General features: G+C 34.9%; 17 protein-coding genes and 1 riboswitch. Of the genes, 4 read left to right on the top strand and 13 right to left on the bottom strand.

The window, feature by feature from the left end; genetic code table 11:
• Positions 1-183 precede the first annotated feature (183 nt).
• Positions 184-269: riboswitch (NiCo riboswitch) on the top strand.
• A 110-nt stretch (positions 270-379) separates the two neighbouring features.
• Positions 380-1,315: a cation diffusion facilitator family transporter gene (locus tag DWW68_RS09695; protein ID WP_118589694.1), complete on the top strand. Its 936-nt coding sequence runs from the start codon at positions 380-382 to the stop codon at positions 1,313-1,315.
• 328 nt (positions 1,316-1,643) lie between these two features.
• Here the strand turns inward: DWW68_RS09695 and DWW68_RS13775 are convergent, their stop codons facing one another.
• Entirely contained in the window at positions 1,644-1,877 is a 234-nt protein-coding gene (locus tag DWW68_RS13775) for a hypothetical protein (RefSeq protein ID WP_243053089.1), read from the bottom strand.
• 157 nt (positions 1,878-2,034) lie between these two features.
• Positions 2,035-4,257 (bottom strand): ATP-dependent helicase, encoded by a 2,223-nt coding sequence (locus tag DWW68_RS09685; RefSeq protein WP_118589695.1) that lies wholly within the window; start codon positions 4,255-4,257, stop codon positions 2,035-2,037.
• Between the two features lie 153 nt (positions 4,258-4,410).
• On the opposite strand from DWW68_RS09685, the gene DWW68_RS09680 reads away from it, so the two are divergent.
• Entirely contained in the window at positions 4,411-5,106 is a 696-nt protein-coding gene (locus DWW68_RS09680) for a class I SAM-dependent methyltransferase (RefSeq protein WP_118589696.1), read from the top strand.
• On the opposite strand, the gene DWW68_RS09675 is transcribed toward DWW68_RS09680, so the two are convergent.
• Together DWW68_RS09675 and DWW68_RS09670 are read right to left on the bottom strand one after the other, a co-directional pair.
• Positions 5,107-6,537 (bottom strand): N-acetylmuramoyl-L-alanine amidase, encoded by a 1,431-nt coding sequence (locus DWW68_RS09675; protein ID WP_243053090.1) that lies wholly within the window; start codon positions 6,535-6,537, stop codon positions 5,107-5,109.
• A gap of 83 nt (positions 6,538-6,620) precedes the next feature.
• Entirely contained in the window at positions 6,621-7,436 is an 816-nt protein-coding gene (locus DWW68_RS09670; protein WP_021952555.1) for a MerR family transcriptional regulator, read from the bottom strand.
• A 188-nt stretch (positions 7,437-7,624) separates the two neighbouring features.
• Between DWW68_RS09670 and DWW68_RS09665 the strand changes: the two genes are divergently transcribed.
• Positions 7,625-8,518 carry a cation transporter gene (locus DWW68_RS09665; protein ID WP_118589697.1) on the top strand — a complete coding sequence of 298 codons (894 nt, stop codon included), beginning with the start codon at positions 7,625-7,627 and terminating at the stop codon, positions 8,516-8,518.
• A gap of 191 nt (positions 8,519-8,709) precedes the next feature.
• Positions 8,710-9,654 (top strand): hypothetical protein, encoded by a 945-nt coding sequence (locus DWW68_RS09660; RefSeq protein ID WP_118589698.1) that lies wholly within the window; start codon positions 8,710-8,712, stop codon positions 9,652-9,654.
• 78 nt (positions 9,655-9,732) lie between these two features.
• Here DWW68_RS09660 and DWW68_RS09655 read toward each other — a convergent pair whose 3' ends face one another.
• The 9 genes from DWW68_RS09655 to DWW68_RS09615 form a co-directional block, all read right to left on the bottom strand.
• A complete protein-coding gene (locus DWW68_RS09655; RefSeq protein WP_118589699.1) occupies positions 9,733-10,533 on the bottom strand; it encodes an SDR family oxidoreductase in 801 nt (266 codons plus the stop codon).
• 66 nt (positions 10,534-10,599) lie between these two features.
• Positions 10,600-12,981, bottom strand: a complete 2,382-nt coding sequence (locus DWW68_RS09650; RefSeq protein WP_118589700.1) for a YfhO family protein — start codon at positions 12,979-12,981, stop codon at positions 10,600-10,602.
• Between the two features lie 87 nt (positions 12,982-13,068).
• Positions 13,069-14,544, bottom strand: a complete 1,476-nt coding sequence (locus DWW68_RS09645; RefSeq protein WP_118589701.1) for a hypothetical protein — start codon at positions 14,542-14,544, stop codon at positions 13,069-13,071.
• A 28-nt stretch (positions 14,545-14,572) separates the two neighbouring features.
• Positions 14,573-15,904 (bottom strand): sodium-dependent transporter, encoded by a 1,332-nt coding sequence (locus DWW68_RS09640; protein ID WP_118589702.1) that lies wholly within the window; start codon positions 15,902-15,904, stop codon positions 14,573-14,575.
• 69 nt (positions 15,905-15,973) lie between these two features.
• On the bottom strand, positions 15,974-17,281 hold the full coding sequence (locus DWW68_RS09635; RefSeq protein ID WP_118589703.1) for an ATP-binding protein: 1,308 nt from the start codon (positions 17,279-17,281) through the stop codon (positions 15,974-15,976).
• A gap of 171 nt (positions 17,282-17,452) precedes the next feature.
• Positions 17,453-18,592 (bottom strand): YibE/F family protein, encoded by a 1,140-nt coding sequence (locus tag DWW68_RS09630; RefSeq protein ID WP_118589704.1) that lies wholly within the window; start codon positions 18,590-18,592, stop codon positions 17,453-17,455.
• A 31-nt stretch (positions 18,593-18,623) separates the two neighbouring features.
• Entirely contained in the window at positions 18,624-20,759 is a 2,136-nt protein-coding gene (locus DWW68_RS09625) for a metallophosphoesterase family protein (RefSeq protein WP_243053091.1), read from the bottom strand.
• A 395-nt stretch (positions 20,760-21,154) separates the two neighbouring features.
• Positions 21,155-21,643: a DUF6591 domain-containing protein gene (locus DWW68_RS09620; protein ID WP_158576869.1), complete on the bottom strand. Its 489-nt coding sequence runs from the start codon at positions 21,641-21,643 to the stop codon at positions 21,155-21,157.
• 367 nt (positions 21,644-22,010) lie between these two features.
• Entirely contained in the window at positions 22,011-22,613 is a 603-nt protein-coding gene (locus tag DWW68_RS09615; RefSeq protein ID WP_243053093.1) for a DUF4230 domain-containing protein, read from the bottom strand.
• Between the last annotated feature and the right edge of the window lie 275 nt (positions 22,614-22,888).

The raw sequence follows: 22,888 nt of genomic DNA, 5'->3' as shown, positions 1-22,888 counted from the left end.
TTCTTCTTTTCCCGGTTTGTTTCGGTGGTTTCACACTTTTACCTTTATCATATTTTATAAGTTGATGCTTTATCATATCCTTCATAAATTAATAAATTAATTTTATCATATCCTTCATAAATTAATTGACGCTTTTTAATAAATGTGCTACTATGAATATACTCTTTGCACTGCATATAATCTACAGTACAAACTGATCAGACCATTAACTTTGGTTAAGGAGTCGGGCCGTAACATGGCAGTGGAATTTATTCATCCACGGGACAGTAGTTGCTTATACTGATTCGTGGGTGTTTTTTTATACTTTTTTATAAGCATATTAAAAATCTCACATATATCTGGTGCCATAGAACTATCTTATATTATGGAGGTAACTAATATGGAAAAAGACAAAGTTATGACCGAAGGCAGCCATTCTGATGCCCTTGATTTTCAGAAGGTTGCAAACAAAGTATCCTTTATTACAATTATTGAAAACGTGCTATTATCACTTTTCAAGCTTTTTGCCGGAGTTGTGGCACATTCCAGTGCTATGATAAGTGATGCCATTCATTCGGCATCTGATGTTTTTAGCACAATTGTGGTAATAATAGGAATTAAGCTGGCTTCAAAAGAGTCCGACAGGGAACACCCATACGGACACGAGCGAATGGAATGTGTGGCAGCCATTGTTTTGTCAATGGTTCTCTTTATTACCGGTCTTGCCATCGGTGTAGATGCGGCGGAAAATATTATAAAGGGAAATTATGAAACAATGGAAGTTCCCGGAGTCCTTGCCCTTGTGGCAGCAATCGTCTCCATTGCCACTAAAGAAATTATGTACTGGTACACCCGCCATTATGCTAAGAAGTTAGATTCCAGTGCTTTAATGGCTGATGCATGGCACCACCGTTCAGATGCCTTTTCATCCATTGGTGCCTTAATCGGTGTAGGCGGAGCTATTTTAGGATTCCCTATTATGGATTCTATCGCCAGTCTTGTTATTTTTGTTTTCATTGCCAAGGCTGCATATAGCATTTTCAAAGATGCCATGGATAAAATGGTAGACCATTCCTGCGACGAAAAAACCGAAAAAGAAATTTACGATTATGTAATCAGCCATGACGATGTTTTAGGCATTGACCTGCTGCAAACAAGAATCTTTGGAAATAAAATCTATATTGATTTGGAAATCGAGGTTGACGCAAGTTATTCTTTAGAAAAGGCTCACGCTGTAGCGGAGGATGTTCACAAAAATATCGAACAACGCTTCCCAAAGGTTAAACATATTATGATACATGTTAATCCCTATGAAGGGGAAGAGGGGAAATGTTAATAAGTTGGTAATTAATATCTCTTAGCAAATAAGAAATAACCAGTTATTAAGCTTTTTCGCGCTCTACAACGCTTTACAGACTCTCCCCCTGACAAATAATAATTAGTACACAAAAAGACTGTATGTTCAAGTTGTTGAACTACAGTCTTTTATTAAACTATAATTATATTTTTAAAAATATAGCTTTTGAAACACATCAGGTGTTTCAAAAGCGTAGTTGACCAGCTCCGATGGAGCGTGCTCTGCGGAGCAGAGTTATGAAACGGTAATCCTATACCGTTTCATAAGTTATATGCTTTACCACATCCCTGATACCGGTATTTATTTTTTAAATCTGTACTTTCCTTTTTCCGTGACCGGACACCGATTCAATAATATCCGCCTGTACCAGATTAGAAATCAGTTTTGATGCACCTGATTTTTTCAGTTCAAGAAGTTCCATAACTGCACCTCTTCCAAATACTTCATCAAATCCAAATTTCTCAAAAAGTCTATGAATATGAACTTTCGTTTTTACAGTAAAATCGCTTTCTTTTTCGGAAAGTACCCTTTCAATGTCCACTTATTTGCCCCCAATGTCCACTTTTGTTCCCTTAATGTCCACTTTTTCGTCCCCAATGTCCACTTTTGTGTTCCCAATATCCACTTTTGTGTCCCCTATGTCCACTTTTTCATTCAAAAGTCCACTTATATGAAGATTTCGACTGTGTATTTACATTTTACTCTATCAACTGATTTTTAAGCATGACCCTCAAGTCGCACTTTATCTTTTTGGTTTTAGACTCCAATTCCACCATTCTGTCGTCTATTACTCGTGCCTTACACTCCCCAAGTTTCTTGTGAACAACCTTTCCGGTTCTCTTTATTTCTTCAAGTTTTTCTTTATACCGGGCATCGCTTATATCAATGGTTTTAGTTTTTTCCACTAAGCCATTTTTTACACTAATTGTATTTCCTGACCTTGATGGTTTTCTATCTGCCTTTTCAAGCCCCAGCAATTCATCTGAAAAAGTTGATGCGTTAACAAAAGTAAACAAAACCAGCTCATCTTTTGCCCTTGTAACGGCAACATAGTAAAGCCTTCTCTCCTCTTCATACTCCTTTAGGCTCTCTGTATCCGCTTTTTCAGGTCTGGCAATAACCTTAGATGGAAATATCCCGTCTTTTCCATCCATTATAAATACCCTGTCATATTCAAGACCTTTGCTTGAATGAATAGTAGACAGCACAAAATTACTGTTTTTGTTAAATTTCTTAGTGCTGATTATTTTCGCCAGTTCATCTAACCTTTCTACCACTCTCATAGCCGACGGTTCCATGGAAGCAATAGCTTTAATAATGTCTATTTTGTCAGTTTTAATTTTATACCGCTGCAAATAGTCGTTATAACCCATAGTACCGGCTATTCTGCCTATTGCCTGTCCTCCATTATCCTTTAACAGATTTTCAAACTGTCTGATTATTTTTCCAACACTTTGCTTAGATCCTGAAGGAATTTCAGGAATTTTAAGAGCCGCCTGCAATATGGGAATATCTTCTTTTTTGCTTAACCTATATATTCTATCTAAATAATCCCTGCCTATATAAGTGGAGACTTTAAAATAAATCCGGGTAAACAACTCAGTATTCTTTGTGTCATAGGCAAATAAAATTATATCCCTAATATCCTTTACCACCTTGTTTGAAAAAAATGTCAGGTCATTATTTTTCACATAATATGGGATATTCATTCGCTCTAATCTGTCTATAACCGGCAAAATGCACTCATTTTCCGGATACAGCACTGCCGTTACTTTCTGTCCCATTGTTTTTTCTTCAAACCCGGATTCTACCCCATTTATCCGGCTCTGCTCTGTCTGATACTTTTTCATCCTGCTCTGCTCTATCTCATATTTTTCCATCTGACATTGTCTTGCAGCCTCTATTAAATGAGAATACTGGTCTTTTCTATCATTTACCTTTATTGTCTTAATATCCACTCCCATGTCTCTTGTAGCTTTCATATGCTTTTCATGCCTCATTGTATTTTTACTGACAAACCTATCTGCCGCCTTAACTATTTCCCCGGCAGACCTGAAATTTTCCTCCATTAAGAGAACATTTGCCCCGGGATAATTTTCCTCAAAAGAAATAAGTGCCTCCGGATATGCTGCCCTAAATCCATATATGCTTTGGTCTTCATCCCCCACCATAAACAGTTTCCGGTACTTTCCCGCTAACATATTTATTAACTCATGCTGTATTTTTGAAGTATCCTGTGCCTCATCCACACAAATATATTTGTATGTTTCCTGAAAATCCCTAAGTAAATCCTTACATAGTTTTAACAGATTTATGGCATAAATCATCTGGTCATCATAATCCATCAAAAAGCCGTCTCTAAGTTTCTTATTGTATATGTCAAAGATTTTATGTATGGGAATATCTTCCTTTTCCCCCAAAACTGCTATTTCATCCTTTGAAAGCATCATATTTTTAATATAAGTTATTCTAGTGGACAGATTCATCAAATCGCTTTCCGTAGGTCGGCTGTTTACCGCCTCTGTATAGGCTTCCGCCAAAAGACGATACCTGTCACTTTCCTTATCTAACAGATTATAAACCTCCTTATGAGATTTTTCCGAAAAATAGTTAATAATCTTTGCTGCAATACCATTAATTGTCCTAAAATTAAGTTTTCCTGCCATCTCCTGTCCAAACATCTCTGCAAACCGTGTTTTCATTTCCATGGTGGCAGGCACTGTGTATGTCAGGGTTAGAATACTTTCAGGCTCTATAGCAAGGCAGTAAATCATGTAGCCAAGTCTTGTTATAAGAACTCTGGTTTTTCCACTTCCCGGCACCGCCAGAATAAGAGTTGGCTTTTCCACAGATTTCACTGCCGCTAACTGCTGCTCATTTAATTGTATATTGTACTTATTTATAAATTCCCCGAATGTCATGTAAATCCTCTTAAAACTCTTTTTAAACACATTTATAATAGCATAATCGGACTTTTTTTCCCATACAAAACATTCCGGTAACTTATTGATTCTTTTAAAAAGTGAATCTATAATTGTGTTAATACTGAAAAATACTAAAAAGAGGTGTGCAAAATGAACAAAGAAGATGAAATAATAAAACAGGACTACGATCGTGCCGTTAATATGTGGAACGAAACTTACTCCCACTGCAAAATCGTTGATTTAAAAGGAAAATCTCTTTCCGTGGAGCCTATGTTTGATATTTGCTTAGATATTTTTGCCAGCAAATGTAAAAATATTTTGGATTTTGGCTGTGGCACCGGAGATGTGATTTTTCAATGCTATGAATTTGGAAATATGAATTTTGGTCTGGGAGTTGATTTGTCAGAAACAGGCATCCAATATGCCCGCAAAATGACTTCCGTAAATAATTATAAAAACCTTAACTTCGATATAGGAGACATATCTTACTTTGACAGCTACGAGGAAGGCTCCTTTGACGGAATAATACTGTCAAATGTTTTAGACGTAATGCCTAAAGATGTAGCTGTAAAAACCTTTAATCGCCTTACTGATCTTTTATCCCCGAAAGGTCTAATGTTTGTAAAATTAAATCCTTATTATGACAAAGCCGATATGGCTGAATGGGGGATGACCCAGATTAAGGACAATCTTTTTGAGGAGGACGGGGTTTTAAGATACCGTGAACTTGACACGGCATCCTGGAAACAAAGCTTTGAAAAGTCCTACAACATTTTACGATATTTAGAGTTTCCATACCCATGGCAGGAAGGCATGAACCGTCTGTTTTTGTTAGAAAAAAGGTAATTATTTATTCATGCCCTTAACAATGCCGGAAGCAATGGTTTTTAATGCCTTGTTTGAATGATTGCTGCTCTTATCTCCTACCTCTAAATCCACCGATGGAATGGTAGAGTAGGAGGTTTGAGTTAAATCAATTGCCATTTCCCCCTTTCCATATATTTTAACTCCTGCATTTTCCATTCCCCATACGAGATTTTTTCCTAATTTATTGTGTTTTTTCCAATTTTTAGAAACCGGATACATATTTCTATATGACTTATTTTCAGGTACGCTAATATAAAATGCCCCTTTATCAGATGATGAAGAATCGTAATGCAGGGCAATGTGATAATCGGCACAGTTATTGGCAAACACTGTTCTTCCAATATTGTCTATCTGGGAATCTTCGCCTTCCCTTACCATTAAAACATTATAACCTGCTTTTAAAAGCTTCTTTTTCACTACCATTGCCAGTTTCAATGTAGCCTGCGCCTCTGTGGTTCCGTCATTTAAAACAGTTCCACTATTAATTGACGTAGCTCTTATGGCACCTGCTGCCGTACTTCCTCCCGTTACTTTTCCACTGCCATCAGGATGGCATAAAGTCATAACACTTTCGCCTCCTTTAGTTCCATGACCTGCATTTATACACACTGTTTTTTTCTTAGTTTTAGGTGCACTTGAAAAATATAAGGTGGCTGAATCTGTATGTATTTTTGAATAACCTGCAAACTCCCATTTACCATTCCATGGAATTATTTTGGCACAGGTACTCCAATGTGAATAATATTTCTTTTTTCCTTTCCTGACATAACCCCTTAGTCTTACATAATAGCTCTTTGTATTCTTTAGTTTAGATAGCTTTGCAGATTTTTTGTTTTGTCCCTTTACTGTTTTAACCCTTGCTTTTTTAAAGCTTTGCTTTGTGGAATACTGTACCTGATACCCATTAGCCTTACTGTTTTTGCGCCAGGAAACATGAGTATTTCCTGCTTTTTTGGTTAATATATCAATGCTGCTTCCCTTAAGAAAACAGCTTTTAACTCCCGGAGAAATCACGCTTTTATATGTTTTTCCATTAATTGTTTTATACGCCATAATGCTAAATCCATATAAAGTACCGTTTTTGTTTGCTCCTTTGTCTGTATATTTAGTTGTCTCCTTTTTCACCTGACAGATTTTCTTTCCGTCCCTGTAAATATAATAGCCTGTAGCCCCCTCTATTTTATTCCATGTTATGGCAATGCCATTCCTGTTATTAACAATAGAAGCTATTACCGGTCTTTCTTTTTCAAAATCCGTAACCGTTGTAGAAGTCTCCTCCGCCTCTATTACAGAATTAACCGTAGCTCTACCCGGCATTTTAAATCCCGTATTATTAATTCCCGCCATAATAGTCACTGCTATTACAATAATTCCTGATGCAATTATCATTTTCATTGTCTTTTTATTCATAGGCTACCACCTTTTATATTTATTAACTTTAGTTTAACACTTATCCCCTTCAATTCAACTGTAAAATACACTATTTCCATTCATTATTTTACCGGAAGTTGAATTTCCGTAAGACATTCTTCCTCTATGGATGTTTCATAATCATCTATGTGGCAAAATTCTATGGGATCACCTGTTATTTTCAGATGATGTTCTTTAGCGTAAGCTATTAGCTTGTCCACTCCCTGTTTGGTTCTTGTAGATGAACCTTTATAGAAAATAGACAGGTACTTTCCGGCAGGAAGGGAATAATTACTATTATATAAAAGTGTGTCAGAATAGAAAAACACCCCCTTTGTAATATAGGAATTGTCCTCGTCATTTACTTTGCTTGTGTCTAACACATAACAGTCACAGGCTCCTATTGTGTCTACTTTGTTTTTGTGGGACTGCATATATTTAACAAGATAATAATCCACGTCATCATCATCTAAATTGGATTCGCTTATCATTACACAGTGTCTCTCTTCAAAATTTTTAAGCCTGATGTTTTCTAAATCAGTGTGATTCATATTTTCTTCTAAGGACTTAATTCTTGCCTCAATACTTATTCTTTTTTCAAACAACTCAACTATGTTTTGATTAACAATATTAAGCTCCTCCGTAAGTAATGTTTTAGTGGTTTCCACATTTTGATTTTTATCAAATTCCTTTATCCTCTCTGTGGAAAAATCCAGTCCCAGCAACTCTCTTATCATGGTAAGCTGACGTATATCTGATAAGGTATAAACCCTGTAATTGTTCTCCTGATTTCGCAATGGGTTAAGTATTCCAATCTTTTCATAGTAACGTATGGAATCCGTGCTTACATTAAATAATCTTGATAATTCTCCTATGTTAAAAGTCTTTTTTCGCTTCATTTTCGTTTCTTTCCTTGTATTATACTAATGTTTGTTTGTCAATTATAATAGATATAATAAGTATTTTTAGGTATTATATCTGTATTTAGGCATATTGACATTAGTATTATACCAGACTTTATTATATTGTAGAACAAAAAAGGCAATAAAATTTATTGTTCTTTGGAAAGGATTATTTTTTATTCATTATGAAAGATGAGAAATACAAAATAGAAAACAAAATATTAAAGCTTTCACTGGGAGGCACCATTGCATTTACTTTATTAGAAATTATAGCTTCATTTTTGTTGGGTTCTAAAACCGTAATGACTGACGGAATATTCGATTTATTTGATTTACTTCTTTTGCTTCCAATGTTTGCATTGGTTCCATTTCTGTATAAACCTGTTTCTGAAAAGAAACCTTATGGCTGTTCACAAATTGAATCATTATTGGTATTAATTAAATATGTTGTTCTTTTGATTGTGGTTATTAATATGATTGCTTCAAATGTAGTTGTATTATTACACGGTGGACACACAGTTAATGCATTAAACGTGTTAATTTATGAAGCTTCCCTTTGTGGTGGCTGCATTGTTATGTTGCTGATGTTGAAGCATTTAAGCCGTAAATATTCTTCCATGATTATAAAATCGGAATTATATTTATGGAAGGTTGATATTGTAAGCACTCTTGGAATTTCCGTGGCTTTTTTATTCCAGCTGTTTTTGGCAAATACAAAGCTTAACTTTGTAATACCTTACATTGACTCATCTGTAGCCATTGTTGTGGCTTTGTTCCTGGTTAAGGAACCGGTTTTACAGATTATAAAAAATCTTAAGGAGTTAGTTCTTTTCTCCCCTGAACAGGATGTTATGGATGAAATCAGAAAGGTTGTTAATGAGGATATTCAAAATTATGACTACAGCCTTGATTTTCTTGATGTAACCCAAACCGGACGTAAAACATGGATTGAGGTTTATGTTAAAAGCAAAAATGATATTGTAAAAATTAAGGATTTTAAGAGGATACAGGAACATATCACAAAGGACTTAGAAAATAAATTTGATCAGATATCTGTGGAAATTGTTCCGGCAATATAACATTGCAGGATTTGAATAATAGTGTATTTTCACAACAGGCTAAACAGTATTTTTTCTAACTGTTTAACCTGTTTTTTTATTGCCGCTTGCAAAGTTGTTAATTGTATGTATAATATTATATATCTTCTATTTCTTTTAGTTATCGAACACATCTAATTGCACTGAAAGAATATTAAGGAGAATTTTATAGTATGAAGTATAATAGAAACCACAAAGACCGGGTATTTTGTATGGTATTTGGCTATGAAAAGTATAAGGGCAATTTACTTAGTCTTTATAACGCATTAAATGATACTTGTTACACTAATTTAGATGATTTGGAAATCACTACCATGGATAATGCCCTGTATATGAGCATGAAAAATGACGTGTCCTGCATTATATCAAATAATCTGGCATTGTTTGAGCAGCAAAGCACCTGGAATCCCAATATGCCACTGCGGGGATTTATGTATTTTGCGGATTTATACAACAAATATATTTCAACAGGAAGTTTGGGAATTTATAGAGATAAATTGGTAAAGCTTCCCACACCGCAATATTACGTTTTTTATAACGGTGAAAGGGATATGCCCGATAAACAATTATTAAAATTATCAGATGCTTTTATTGAGCCTTCAAGGGAGGGGTGTTTTGAGTGGACTGCTACAATATTAAATATTAACTACGGACATAACAAAAAATTACTGTCTAACTGTAAAACATTATCGGATTATGGTATACTAATAAAAACGATAAATGATTATAAGCAGAAATATAATGATATAAATGCCGCTATTGAAAATGCCATAGACTACTGTATAGAGCATGATGTTTTAAAAGATTTTCTGCTGGAAAGGAAGACTGAGGCTATGCACACACTTCTTACGGAATATGACGAAAAGAAAACAATGGAATATCTAAGACAGGATGCTTATGATGATGGATTTGTAAAGGGCGAATCAACAGGTTTTACAAAAGGCGAAAATCAACTTATGGTTTCTTTAATTTGTAAAAAATTATCCAAAGGAAAATCCGTTAATCAGATTGCTGATGACTTAGAAGAGGATGTTTCCAAAATTAAAGAAATATATGACGTAGCTAAAGACTTTGCTCCTGAATACGATGCTAAGAAAATTTTAGAGAAATTGGGATAATTTTATAAAAAGACTGCAGGCAGGTAAATGAAAATACCCTCACTGCAGTCTTTAATTTCTTTATAATTTTATCTACAACTATGGTCGCTGTCCCAATGCACCTTCTAATGTAATAGTTTCACCACTCATATATTTAAAATCCGGTGATGCCAGCTGTACACAAGGGCGTCCAATGTCTTTTTCAACATCTCCGAAACGTCCCATAGGCGGTACCTTTACATTGGCTTTATATGCCTCAGGATATGCCTTTTCAAAGTTTTCAAGCTGTGATGTCCAGGCTAAAGGACATACCACGTTTACATTGATTCCATCTGCTGCCCACTCTGTTGCCGCAACTCTTGTAAGACCTCTTATGCCTTCTTTTGCAGCTGCATAAGCACACTGTCCAAAGTTTCCAAACAATCCTGCTCCTGAAGCGAAATTAATAACCGAGCCTTTTGTTTCCTTTAAGTATGGATAGCATTCTTTCATGTAATAAAACGTTGCATAAACTCCTGAATACATTGCCAAATCAAACTGTTGTGTAGTGTGGTCTGCAATGGTTACTCCTGAAGCTGATGCCTGAGCATTATTAATTAACACATCAATACGTCCAAATTCATCTATTGTCTTTTTAACAACCTCTTTTACAGTTGCCTCATTATCTGAACCTGCGCTAATATCTGCATGTACCGGTAAGACCTTTATTCCGTACTTGCTCTCCAGTTCCTCTTTAGCATCAGTTAGCTTTTTAACATTTCTTCCTGTAAGAACAAGATTTGCACCTTCTTTAGCGTAAGCAGTAGCAATACCATATCCTATGGAGCCACAACTTCCATCCTGTAAAACTGCTCTTCCACCGCCGGTGATAATTGCAGTTTTCCCTTTCAAAAATCCCATAAAAACACCTCCAGACATAATTGTCACTAGCTTACTTTTGATTGTCATAAGCCCGATAACTAGATATTAACACTTTAAATTTGCCGGGTCAACGTTATATGTTCTTTTATTTGTCTTTACCTGCCATAATATAAAGCATAACAATGCCATAACTGAAACTATTATTCCTGCCTTAAATCCCGGTGTGTGGTATTCCATAACAATGTGATTTTTTCCCTTATCAACATTTATAACAGTAAATATTCCCTGAGCAACTTTAACCTCTGCTTTTTTGCCATTGCATTTAATGCTCCAGCCTTTATCATAAGGAATTGTAAGAAGAAGCTGTCCCTTTTTTCCGGCATTATAGTCTCCTTCAACATAGCCATCCTTCATTATGTCAGGGAAAAAATTATTTTTCTTAAGAAGTTTTATTACACGCCTAAATTCCTCCATATCCAAATAATAAAACATGCCTCTGATTCCACTTGTTGTAAATATTTTTCCCTTCATTGCCACTGTATGCTTTTGTCCCCTTTTATCCTGAGAAATTTGAACGGTTTTATATGAATTCCACTGACCATAATCCGTTCTTAGTTTTCCATCGACATACAAATCCACTTTATTTTCATATCGCCTTGTAAGATATCCATAAAGCACATTGCTGCATTTTGGGCTATTCATTACCCAGGTAATTTTTCCGTTTTTAGAAATTTTCCGGGACTTAACTTTTTTAAACACATTTACCTGTTTTCCAACAACTCCACTTAACAGTCTATTTTGATATTCAAAAGAATTTTCTGCTACTATATCCTTATACACATCCTTATGGGTTAAATATCCTAACCCTAATGCATAAGGATTTTCGTATACACTTTTTTTATTATATTTTTCTATGCTTTTTACCTTTTTGTATCCTAAAGGTGCCTTTTTACTTAAAAGATACTTTATTCCCAAAAGAGAATCACTTACTAAAATAGGTTCCTTATATATAATCACCCTCTTACACTCACTATATCCACATTTTGAATAAAGCTTCATTATGGAATTATTAAAGGTAGAACTGTAAGAAGCTAAGGGCATATACCCATATGCCATACCTTCGTTAAAAGCTCCAAAAGTATTTTTAGGTTTGGTTACTCTGCTGCCTGTTTGTTCCACTCTGTAAAATGTACTGTTATCATAGTTTTTTATTTCATTAATCTGCCTTCGGGCATTACTTACATAGCTGTTGTACTCTTTTGTATTTTTAATACTAAAGCTTGAAATATAAATATTAGTATTGTAAAAAAGTTCACCTACAACTAAAATGGTGCAAATCACTGCCACAACTTTAAAATTCTTTATTTTTCTTCTTGTGTTAAAATAAGTTGCAGCCAGAAGCACCATGAAAAAGCATATTACAAAAGCCGACCTGCTGTAATACGATGCCACTTTTCTAAAGCCATTCCAGATTTTTTCCGTTGGATAAAATACATCAGATACAATTAAAACAAGCAGTAAAACTCCAACACATATTTTCTGTCTGATTCCAATGTTTTTCGTTACAAAATATAATATTGTGCCTACTAACGTTAAGGAACCGCAAAACAAAATCAGTATATTTGAATTATCTACATTTGCATTTATTGGAAACAGTGCCTTCACTATATCCCATATATTGCATCGAAATTGAAATCTGAAAAATTTGTCATGCTCTATTCCCTTTCCGTTTAACAGCTGCATAACCATAGGAATAAAGAAAAACATAGTGGTTAAAACTGACAGTATCATTGTCAGACAGTAATTTTTGAATTTTATAAGTATTGGCTTTAATCCCTGATTATTAAATTGCATAACCTCATATACGAAATAAAATACTGACAGCAGGCAAATCATGTATGCCGTATACCAGTTGGATATAACCGCAACTACCGTTATTATGTACAAAAATACTTTCTTATTTTCAGTAATTACCCTGTATACCCCAAGCATTACAAGAGGCAGAAAAACTACTCCATCTAACCACATGATATTGGTTATCTGTTTTATACTGTAGGTCATCATAGAATAGGACACAGACAATAACACCGCCCACACCCCTGAGAGATTTTCAAACCTTTTTCTTAAGTATATACAGCAGGTAAGACCTGCCAAGGCTATTTTGATAATTGCCAAAACCACAATAAACAGTTGGATATCCTTAAAGAAAAACAAAAGAAGATTAAATGGACTTGATAAATAAAATGACCAAAGTCCTATGGTATTATCCCCTAATGATTTTCCAAATGAATAGGCAATATTCGCCTCTCCATTAAACACCCTCTTTAACCACTGAAAGAAATCCAGATACTGATAATCCATATCCCACAGGGTAAAATTATTATTTCCAAAAGGATAATTTTCCACAAATAAAAGAACTCCTGTCAAAATTATTGCCGGGAGTCCCATGGAAATTATATATGTAAATAAATTATTTTTAGTTTTCATAGCACACCTTAAAACTTTTCTCTATATATTTAAGGTGTATTATAGCACACACTCTTAAAAAATTAAATATGATGTAAATGTGATATTTTATCTATTTTCCCCAACATACTCATAAATTACCCTGTTTTTATCCGAGTAAACCTGTTTATAATCCTTATCTTTTGATATATATGTATATAGCAGTCCCTTTTTGTAAAGAATTGCATGAGTAAATTTATACTTATCAAATATATCCTTGTAATAAATATCCCCATCCTCAAGCCTGTTATACTCTTTCATAACATCTGCCTTACCGTTATTTTTCTTAACAAAAACCTCCGCCCTGGCATCCATATATGGCTTAAATCCACAATACTCTGCGTATCCTCCATCTTCATATGTGGTAAATAATACCACATCATCCGGATTATTATTTGCCTTTAAATATTCAACTGCTCCCTTACATTTTGCCTGAGCAGAAGAATCATCATATTTTATAAATTTAACTGCTACCGCTGCCACAATTGCAATGCACAATACTACTAATAGTATATTAACAGTTTTTCTGTTTGACTCTTGGGACTTTTTATTTTCAGGTGGATACACATCCTTTAGATAGTATGCTAATGGGAACAATGCTCCTGTGGCAAATATAAATATGCTTCTATATGCCGACAACATCAAATAAGTTGTTCCTAAAGTCAGACAAAAATATCTGATTTTGTAAGTACCCCTGCGGTATAAAATATAGGCAAAAACCATTATAATCATAATAACCGCCATTGCCATTCCCATGGCATCATTAACGTTAATCCCCTGCATTTCAGAAATATACCCGCTTATTTCTTCTAGCCCGTAAGACCTGAACAAATACGTAATAGCTTTAATTCCATATGGATTAATTAATCCGGCAATAAATACCGCAACCATGGATAAAAGCAATGGAATAATTTTTTTATTTTCCCCTTTAACCTTTAATTTGGGAATGGAAATGCTGTCTGCCACATAAGGAAGCATTAACACAATAATCATCCACCACATAGAGGCATGAAGATTTATTTCCAAAACCGATAATATAGGAAGTGCTATAAGATACCTGGTTTTCTGCTCTTTTATAAACTTCTCAAGATAATATAATTCAACTGCAAATATAAGGGCTGTAAAAATCTTAGGTCTGGTAACACATGAAAAAGCATTTATAATAACATACACACAGCCTATAATAAAAGAAATTAAAGTATTGTTGTTAGTAACATACAAGCATATTTTATAAATTATAAGAGTTGTAATTAATGATATAATACTCATGGTCACAACCATTCCCATTACGCCAAATGTATTATAAATTAATGCGAAAATAACAGAGCTAAGCCACTGCTGCATAACAAAATTCCATCCCTGATGCATTGTAAAAGGCTCCGTATGGGGAATGCCATTAGCCATTACATAATCCCCACCTTTTAACAAAAACCAGAAATCATTATCAATAACCGGATTTATGGTAAGCAGTACAAGAACTGAAAGCACTACTCCAAATATAATAGTAATTTTCTTTCCCTGAGTTGCCGGGTTACTATAAGTCATCTTTTAATTCCTCCCCAATTTTCAACCATTAACCTATTCCACCTAAAATTGCTCCGGCAACTAATGCTACAAAAGCCAAAGGAACAAGCACATACTTTCCAAGAGGCATAAACCACTTTCCAATAGGCTTGTCCTTGCCCTGGTTTACTGCTTCTAATGCAAAATCTTTTCCTGCTACCCAGAAGAACATGATGCCTGCAAGCATTGCTCCTAACGGACAAATATATATTGAAACGGCATCCATCCATCCTGATACGATTCCCTGAATTGCAAGTCCCACAATGCAACCAATAGCAGCTATTACACCAACTGCTGCCGGTCTTTTAAGACCAAACTTTTCCTGCATTGTTGCTACCGGCGCTTCGTATAAATTAACCAGTGAGCTCATTCCTGCAAAAAGTACACAAATGTAAAATACTATTCCTACAATTTTTCCACCGGGCATTCCATTAAACACATTTACCAAATATACAAACATCAGTCCCGGACCTCCTGAAGATAACTCTGCACCTCCAACTGCCATTCCCGGAATAATTACAAATGCCGCAAGTAATGCTGCCAAAGTATCAAATATAGCCACATTTCCGGCAGATGTTACAACATTTTCTGATTTGCTTAAATATGAGCCGTAAATTACTGTTCCATTTCCTGCAATGGAAAGTGAGAAAAATGCCTGACCAAAGGCAAAAATCCACAATCTTACATTTAACAGTCCTTTTGGATTAATTGTGAATATGTACTTATATCCGTCACTTGCTCCCGGTAATGTAAATATATAAATACCCAGACCTAAAAACAGCACAAATAAAAGAGGCATCATTATTTTGTTTGCCCTTTCAATTCCTCCTGCAATTCCGAATGCCATAATTACCGCTGTTACTATTACTGCGACCACCAGCCATAAATTGTTACCGAATTTTATTGCGGTGGTTCCAAACATACCTCCTATGGCATCCATATCCTGTCCCATGCCTGCTAACTGTCCTGACAAGGCAAGAAAAGTATATTTGAAAATCCAACCAACTACTACCGTGTAACCGATTGCCAGGGCAAGAGAGCCAATCACCGGAATAATACCTATTCTCTCTCCTATTTTTTTGTTACCGGTACGAACTTCCGTACACTTTCCAAAAGCTATAATAGGTCCGCCCTTTGCCGCACGACCAAGTGCCATTTCCTCGATAACTCCCGATGCTCCAATTAAAATTACAAACAGAACATATGGAATTAAAAATGTCATTCCTCCCCAATCTGATACCATGTATGGGAATCTCCATATGTTTCCCATACCTACGGCTGAGCCAATGCAGGCAATTACAAAGCCTGTCCGGCTCTTAAAGCCATCTCTCGTTTTTTCCATTATTAGAATTTCCTTTCCTTTAGTATGGTAACTATTGTACCATACAATGTGGAAATCCCCTATAACTTTTTACTGTTCAAGATAGTCCCTTATTCTATCAATATTGTAAAGAGGAATATTGTTCATCCAATCCTGTTTTCTATAATCGGACATAGAAGTTCTCACTGCAAATTTAGGGTTATACTTATCGCAAAATGCCTTTAAGCTCTTAGCCCTGAGATTTTCTTCTGCCTTAACTTCAATAGGAATAACTGAAGTTTTGCCCTGTACTACAAAATCAATCTCCCCTTGAGAATTTGTGGCTGAATAATAATAAGGCATTACTCCATTTTCAGAAATTAATTGTTGTAAAACATATTGCTCTGTAAGGGCTCCTTTAAATTCTGTAAAAATTTTATTTCCCTCTAGAATTACTTTTACATCTAAATCAGTCATTGCAATTAACAAACCAATATCAAGTAAAAAAACTTTAAATGCATTTAAATCCATATAAGCCTTCAACGGCAACGAAGGCTTATTTATTCTCTGTACTTTATGAATTAATCCACAGTCTAAAAGCCACTGAATTGCCAATTCAAAATCCTTTGCCCTGGCGCCTTTCCTTACCTGACCATATATATATTTTTTGTTTTCCTTTGCCAACTGCATAGGAATTGAGTTCCATACCAGATTTAATCTTGTAACAAGATTCATCTCCGCATGCTTTGAAAAATCCTGTTGATAATAATTTATAAGATTTTTTTGAAGCTCTCTTACTTTTTTAAAATTTCTAGTGTCAACGTAGGTTTGCACCACTTCCGGCATTCCACCAACATAGTAATATTCACGAAGTCTATCTATATATTTATCTTTAAAGGTATTTACCATATCTGTGTCCTTACCTTGGAGAATGTCTACATATCTCTCTTCTCCTAATGCACATAAAAATTCCTGAAAATTAAGGGGATACAAATCCATAAAGTCAACTTTTCCCACAGGAAATGATGTTTTTTTATGCATTGCTACACCTAAAAGAGAACCGGCAGCCACAATAGCATATTCCGGCGCATTTTCATAAAAATACTTTAAAGATGACAGTGCTCTTGGAACCTCCTGAATTTCGTCAAAAATTAATAACGTATTTTCCCTTTCAATGGTTACACCGGTTTCAATTTCAATAGCCAGTATTATTCTCTCAATATCAATCTGACCTTCAAAAACCCCCTTCATCCTGACATTGCTGTCAAAATTTACATATGCCACATTCTCAAAACACTCTCTTCCAAATTCCTTCATAAGCCATGTTTTTCCTACCTGTCTGGCACCTCGTATAATAAGTGGTTTTCTACTTTCACTGTCCTTCCATTTTTTTAATTTTTCCAATGCAAAACGTCTCATACAACCACACCCTTTTCTTTATTATCCTTCTTTTTATATAATTATATCCATGTTATTTTTACACGTCAACATTTTTAAGGACGTAAAAATGTATTTTTCTTACATTTTAAGGACGTAAAAGTGTGTTTTGTTACATTTTTAAGGACGTAATTGTTTTTTTACACGACAACCTCACTCTTCATTGCTTTTCGATTCATGAGGATTCTTCTTTCCATACATCCACGCTGAAATTACCGAAACCAGCGGTACTGTAAGTATAATTCCAAGTGTTCCCGATATACCTTTTATTACCTCGATTCCAATGGAGTACATATTAATAATCTGTAAATACGGCATCATATATGCGTAAATAAGTATCATCGTGTTTATTGCTCCGCCGGTAAATGCCAATATTAATGTGTTAGACATTGTTCCCATCATATCTTTTCCCACATGTATACCCGATTTAAACAACTCTTTTGTAGTAAGTTCAGGTCGCTTGTTATGTATTTCCTCTATTGTGGCAGAAATGGAAACAGCCACATCCATTACTGCTCCAAGGGAAGCAATTAATATTCCTGAAAAAAACACTCCACCTATTTGAAGCTTACTGTTTTGGGAAACATATACCATCGTTTCTATATCTTCTATATTATAACCGGTTATACGGGTTATTTTTCCAAATACCGTGGCAAATATTCCGGCAATTAGAACTCCAAGTATGGTACCTGCAATAGCACAAATTCCTTTTTTGTTGTAGCCGCATATAAGGTATATGGAGACTATCGTTACAAATATTACCACCAGAACTGCTGCCCAGAAAGGCGAACAGCCAATGTACATTAAGGGGATGTATAGATATATTACGCATACAAAGGTAAATATAAGTGCCAGCATGGATTTAATGCCACGTTTTCCCCCTACGGCAAATAATCCAATGGCTAGAACAGCTACAATCTCCCAAATAATGTTTCCTCTGTCATATCCATATATACTTCCTGACAATTCATCATTGTAACTGCTAAGCTGCACGATTACTTTTGTTCCCTTTGTACAATATGTTCCGTAAAGGTATCCATTCATATTGTTAGCATCACAGATTTTTCCTTTATATTTTCCGGATCTGATTTTCACTTTTACATTTTGGCTCCCACCGTTTACCTGATTATCTACTGTATTATCCTCTGTTACTTCCACTACTTCGCCCTTTACGAAATTAAAATTGTCATCAGATAGCAAAGGGACTCTGGTTATCCGGGAGTTGAATAACCAAAGTCCTGCTGCGAAGATTATAAGGAAAACAACAAATATAACATTTGAATATTTCTTCATTAAATTAATCCTCAATTTTTTAACAGATTATCTATTTAGCCTTTACTTTAAATGAAACTTTTTTGTTTCCAAACTTTACGGTAATCTTTACTGCTTTTTTGCTCTTCTTTAATGCCTTAATTTTTCCTGTTGCAGAAATGCTTACAACCTTTTTGTTTGAAGTTGTGTATTTAACGTTCTTTCCTGTAACACCGTTTACCGTAAGTTTTAACTGTAATGTTTTTCCTTTCTTTAAAGTAATTGTCTTACCTGTTTTAACTGTCTTCCTGCCTGCCTTTAATGACAACTTCTGTACCGGCTTGTTAACTTTGTTATCATCCTTTTTGTCATCATTATTTGTTTCAGCTTTCTTCTGTAAGCCTGATTTTGCCTTTAAAAGGTTATTGTAGTTGTATTCAAATATTTTCTGACCAATAACAAGCTTTGTATCCATTGTCTTATCTAACAATGTGGAAAATCCTGTCTTCAAAGTTGTTGTTTTATCTTTCTGATAATCCCCCTGAGCATATCCATAGTAGTTAAGCATATCATCAGGATTATCATTGTCGTTGTTCTTGTCGTAAGCCTTTACAAGGTCTAAGGCACCCTTGTCTTCCCCTGTGTACTGCATAAGATTTTTTGCACTTTCAATTGCCTTTTGAAGTGTATCCCATGACTGTGTTGTATAACCATCATTCTTAACATTTTCTGCTTCGGTTATTAACTCTTTCATGGAGATATTATCATTTGTTTTGTACAATGTATAATCATCTGCATATTTATTTCCGTTGTAATCATATGTCTTTATTACAAGGGAATTATCTGTAAAATCAATAGTTGAAAATGTTGGGAGCTGTGTATTAGAACGCTCTGCTATATAATACTGTTTTGTGGTTGCTAATTTGTAGAACTTACTTCCGCTGGCTGAACCTGCTGCAATGTAAAGTGTTCCTTCCGGATTAACTGCAACGGAATCTCCATAATTTATTGCTGTACCATCTGCCATTAAGTAAGATCTTGCGTAGGAATGGTCGTGACCTGTTAAGCACACATCAATTCCAAACTCATCCATTAAAGGTGCAAACAAAACTCTTAAGTTAGCACCGTCTGTATCAGAATGTGGCTGACCTGAACCATAAATGTCATGATGGAACATAACAACTTTCCACTTTGCATCCTTGTGACTTGCCACTGCTTTTTTAAGTAATTCCTTATGCTCTACTGTATTTCTGTTGTTACTGTTTAAACTGATAAACAACACATTGCCGTAACTAAAGTAATAATCTGAGCCTGAATTCGTGCTTCCTAAATTGTCATCTGAATTAGGGTTATTGTAATGGAATTTGTAATCTGTTCCTTTGCTTTCGTGGTTGCCTATAGTTGTTGCCAAAGGAAGATTTCTCAAGATTGAAGGATATGTAAATCCTGCATATTCGCTTTCTCTTACATTCTTCCCATCTGAGCTGTCTGTTCCTGAATAATCAATCTGGTCACCTGCTGATAATATAAAGCTTGCATTTGGTGCTGTTACCTTTGACTGCTCCAATGTCTTATTCCAGTTGTAAGTGTCAACGGCAATGTTTAAATCATCATCTGTTCCCTGTCCCTTTGAACCTGAAGCTCCAACCTGTGGGTCACCTACAAGAATTGTCTGAAATGATGATGTTTTCTTTGTTGTATATGCCTTTGCTTCACTCCAGTTTGGATTTTTAACATCGTCTGTGTAGCTGTAATAATAAGTAGTGTCTTCTTCAAAATAATCTTCTATTGTAATTTTATTTGATGCCTTGTATGTATTTTTCTGGTTTGAACGGTTAATTTCCGTTGCTGTTCCCTTAAATTCCTTTGCATCACTTAAATCCGATTTCTTTCCAACCTTAACTGCCGGCTCACCTTTTTCTTTGGAGTACCATGCAAATCCTAAATCCTTAGCGTCTTTTCCCGGTGTAAGAATAATTTTTGATGAATCATAGGCTTCCCCTTCTCTTGTAAGGTTTCCCTCTGAATCTTTTATATTCCATACCGTATCTTTCCAATTGCTGTAGTCTGATATGTTCTGTGTATCAGCGAATAATGTGCTGTTTCCACTTGTTTCTCCATATGCGAATACATTAGCCGGTGCTGATGTAGCCGCCATTGTTACTGCCATAGCTATTGCTGCGATCTGGGCAATATTCTTTTTTCTCATATTAATTTTCTCCTTCTGCCATAACGGCTTTTACTAAATGCACATTTCATTTTGTGTATTTAATTCTCAATTTAATACTTGTCTGATAAGCCTTATCGGGTTTTATTTTATCTGCCCTATGTTAAATTGTAAGGAGGAGTAATATTAAATTTAAGTAAAAATTATTCCCTGTATTTTAAATATTCCAAAAATTTTACCACTGCCACCGGCTGGTGCACCAAGAGGCAGGAGGCACTCTACCCTTCCTGCCATATTCACAATAATTGGCACATGTTTCCTTCGTATTGTTTGGATTTTTACCATATTCAGACTTTCCCCATCTCTGGAAAGTCTTTTTGTGCTGTTTCCTGTTTCCTGGGTGATAACAATTGTTATGATGTTAAGTAGTTATGTTATTATTGTGCGATTTCTGCCAACTTCTTAAGTATTCGTCCCGAAACCTCCACATAATATGCAGCATCCGCAGTGGATAGTTCATCTTTGTCTATTGCCTCAAACTTTTTCATCATGCTTAAGTAACTGTTCATATATTTTCCATAATCCGCAACCATTCCTAAAATGTTATCGGAACTTTTATAATTTTTCATAAAATCAACGTATTCATTAAAGAACTCTTCATAGCCATCCATCATTTCCTTTACATCCTTTGCTATTTGGCGTACCCGTCTTTCAGTTAAATTTAGGTATTTCGCCATTTCCTTGGGTTTCATTGTATCTAAATTTTTCGCTATAAATTTTCGCGTAAATTCTTTAGAATACAAACGTTGTGGAAACTGAACAGATAATCCCCGATAATAACTCCATATCCTTTTGGTGTTAGTTTCCCCAATTAGCTCCGCTAACTCCTTATAGATTTCACAATAATTATCCACGTTGCTACTCAATTTCATCACCTCTGAATTTGATTTTACAGAATCGTGAGGGAATTTGATACTTGCTGTTTTCTCTGAAAATTCCATTGAAATTTACCAGGCATATTTCTTTTTTTTGCCTTCTCCTTTCTGAAGTCCATTAGGTTGCTTCATCACAGCCTTTGTAAATTTCGCAAATATATTTTTTAATTGTTATTACATACAATGACAAAATATTTTCCCATAAAAAAACCGGTAAGTGGATTTTAGCTTTCCTCTTACCGGTTTTATACTTTTTTTACTATTATCTTGTTGCCATCAGTCCCAAATAAAACAGCACTATAATTCCTACTACAATACCTATTCCTATTAATAATTTTTTCTTCATTTGTTACGCCTCTTACTTATCCTTAAATACATATTTATATTCATCCTGATTATAGCTTTGTGCTAAAAAACTCTTAATTAATGTTTCCGCATTTGTTCTTGCATTCTCCAGTAAACCATTTGCCTTGGCATCTTCCTCTGTCTGCTTTTTCAGTTTTTTAAGCTCCTCAAGATTTTCTTCAACCTTTATGTTATTGAAAATGCTTTCCTGCTGATGATATACCTTAAAAGAATCCAGTTTTAATTCTGAACTTAGTATTTTTGCCTCCGGCATGTGAACGGTAACTACTTTTTCTTTACGTTCAACATCATAGTCTATATCAGCAAAATCGTAACCTGCCTTTATAACCACATCACAGCTAAAAACATATTTACTTTCAGTAAATGGAATCTTTATGGAGCCAAACATTTTTCTCCAATCATCTGTTGAACCTACTCCGGTGCAATATGCCGACTGGGTAGCCAATTCTCCAATATTTTCAAATCCCAGTTTGGTGGTTTTGTTCATGTATGCTGTATATTTTCCTATTCCAAAATATGTCACACCTGCTAAACATACCAAAATTAATAATATTGTGATTATTTTTCTTACAGTTCCCTTAAAAATCTTCTTCACGTGTTTTCCCTCTCTTATCTTATGAATCCGGTTATTTGTCCACCAACATTATACATTATTTAAATCTAATATCAATCATTCCCTTAAACATAATCCATATTTTTTTACTGTTTCGGTGGTAGAAATATTTATTTGTGGTATACTAGTTATCAGTTTTCCCTTGTGAACTTTACATTACGTTGTATAATAGGTATGTTAAATAGGAAAAAGGAAACAAAATGAGCGAAGTTTATTTTTCAGGATGTTTCCAATGAATTGCCACTAACCGAAGAGAG

Origin of the sequence: Eubacterium sp. AF16-48, assembly GCF_003479405.1 — a bacterium.
GTDB lineage: Bacteria > Bacillota > Clostridia > Lachnospirales > Lachnospiraceae > Eubacterium_G > Eubacterium_G segne.
Note: the sequence above shows the minus strand (reverse complement) of the source record. Positions and strands in the feature narration are given on the sequence as shown.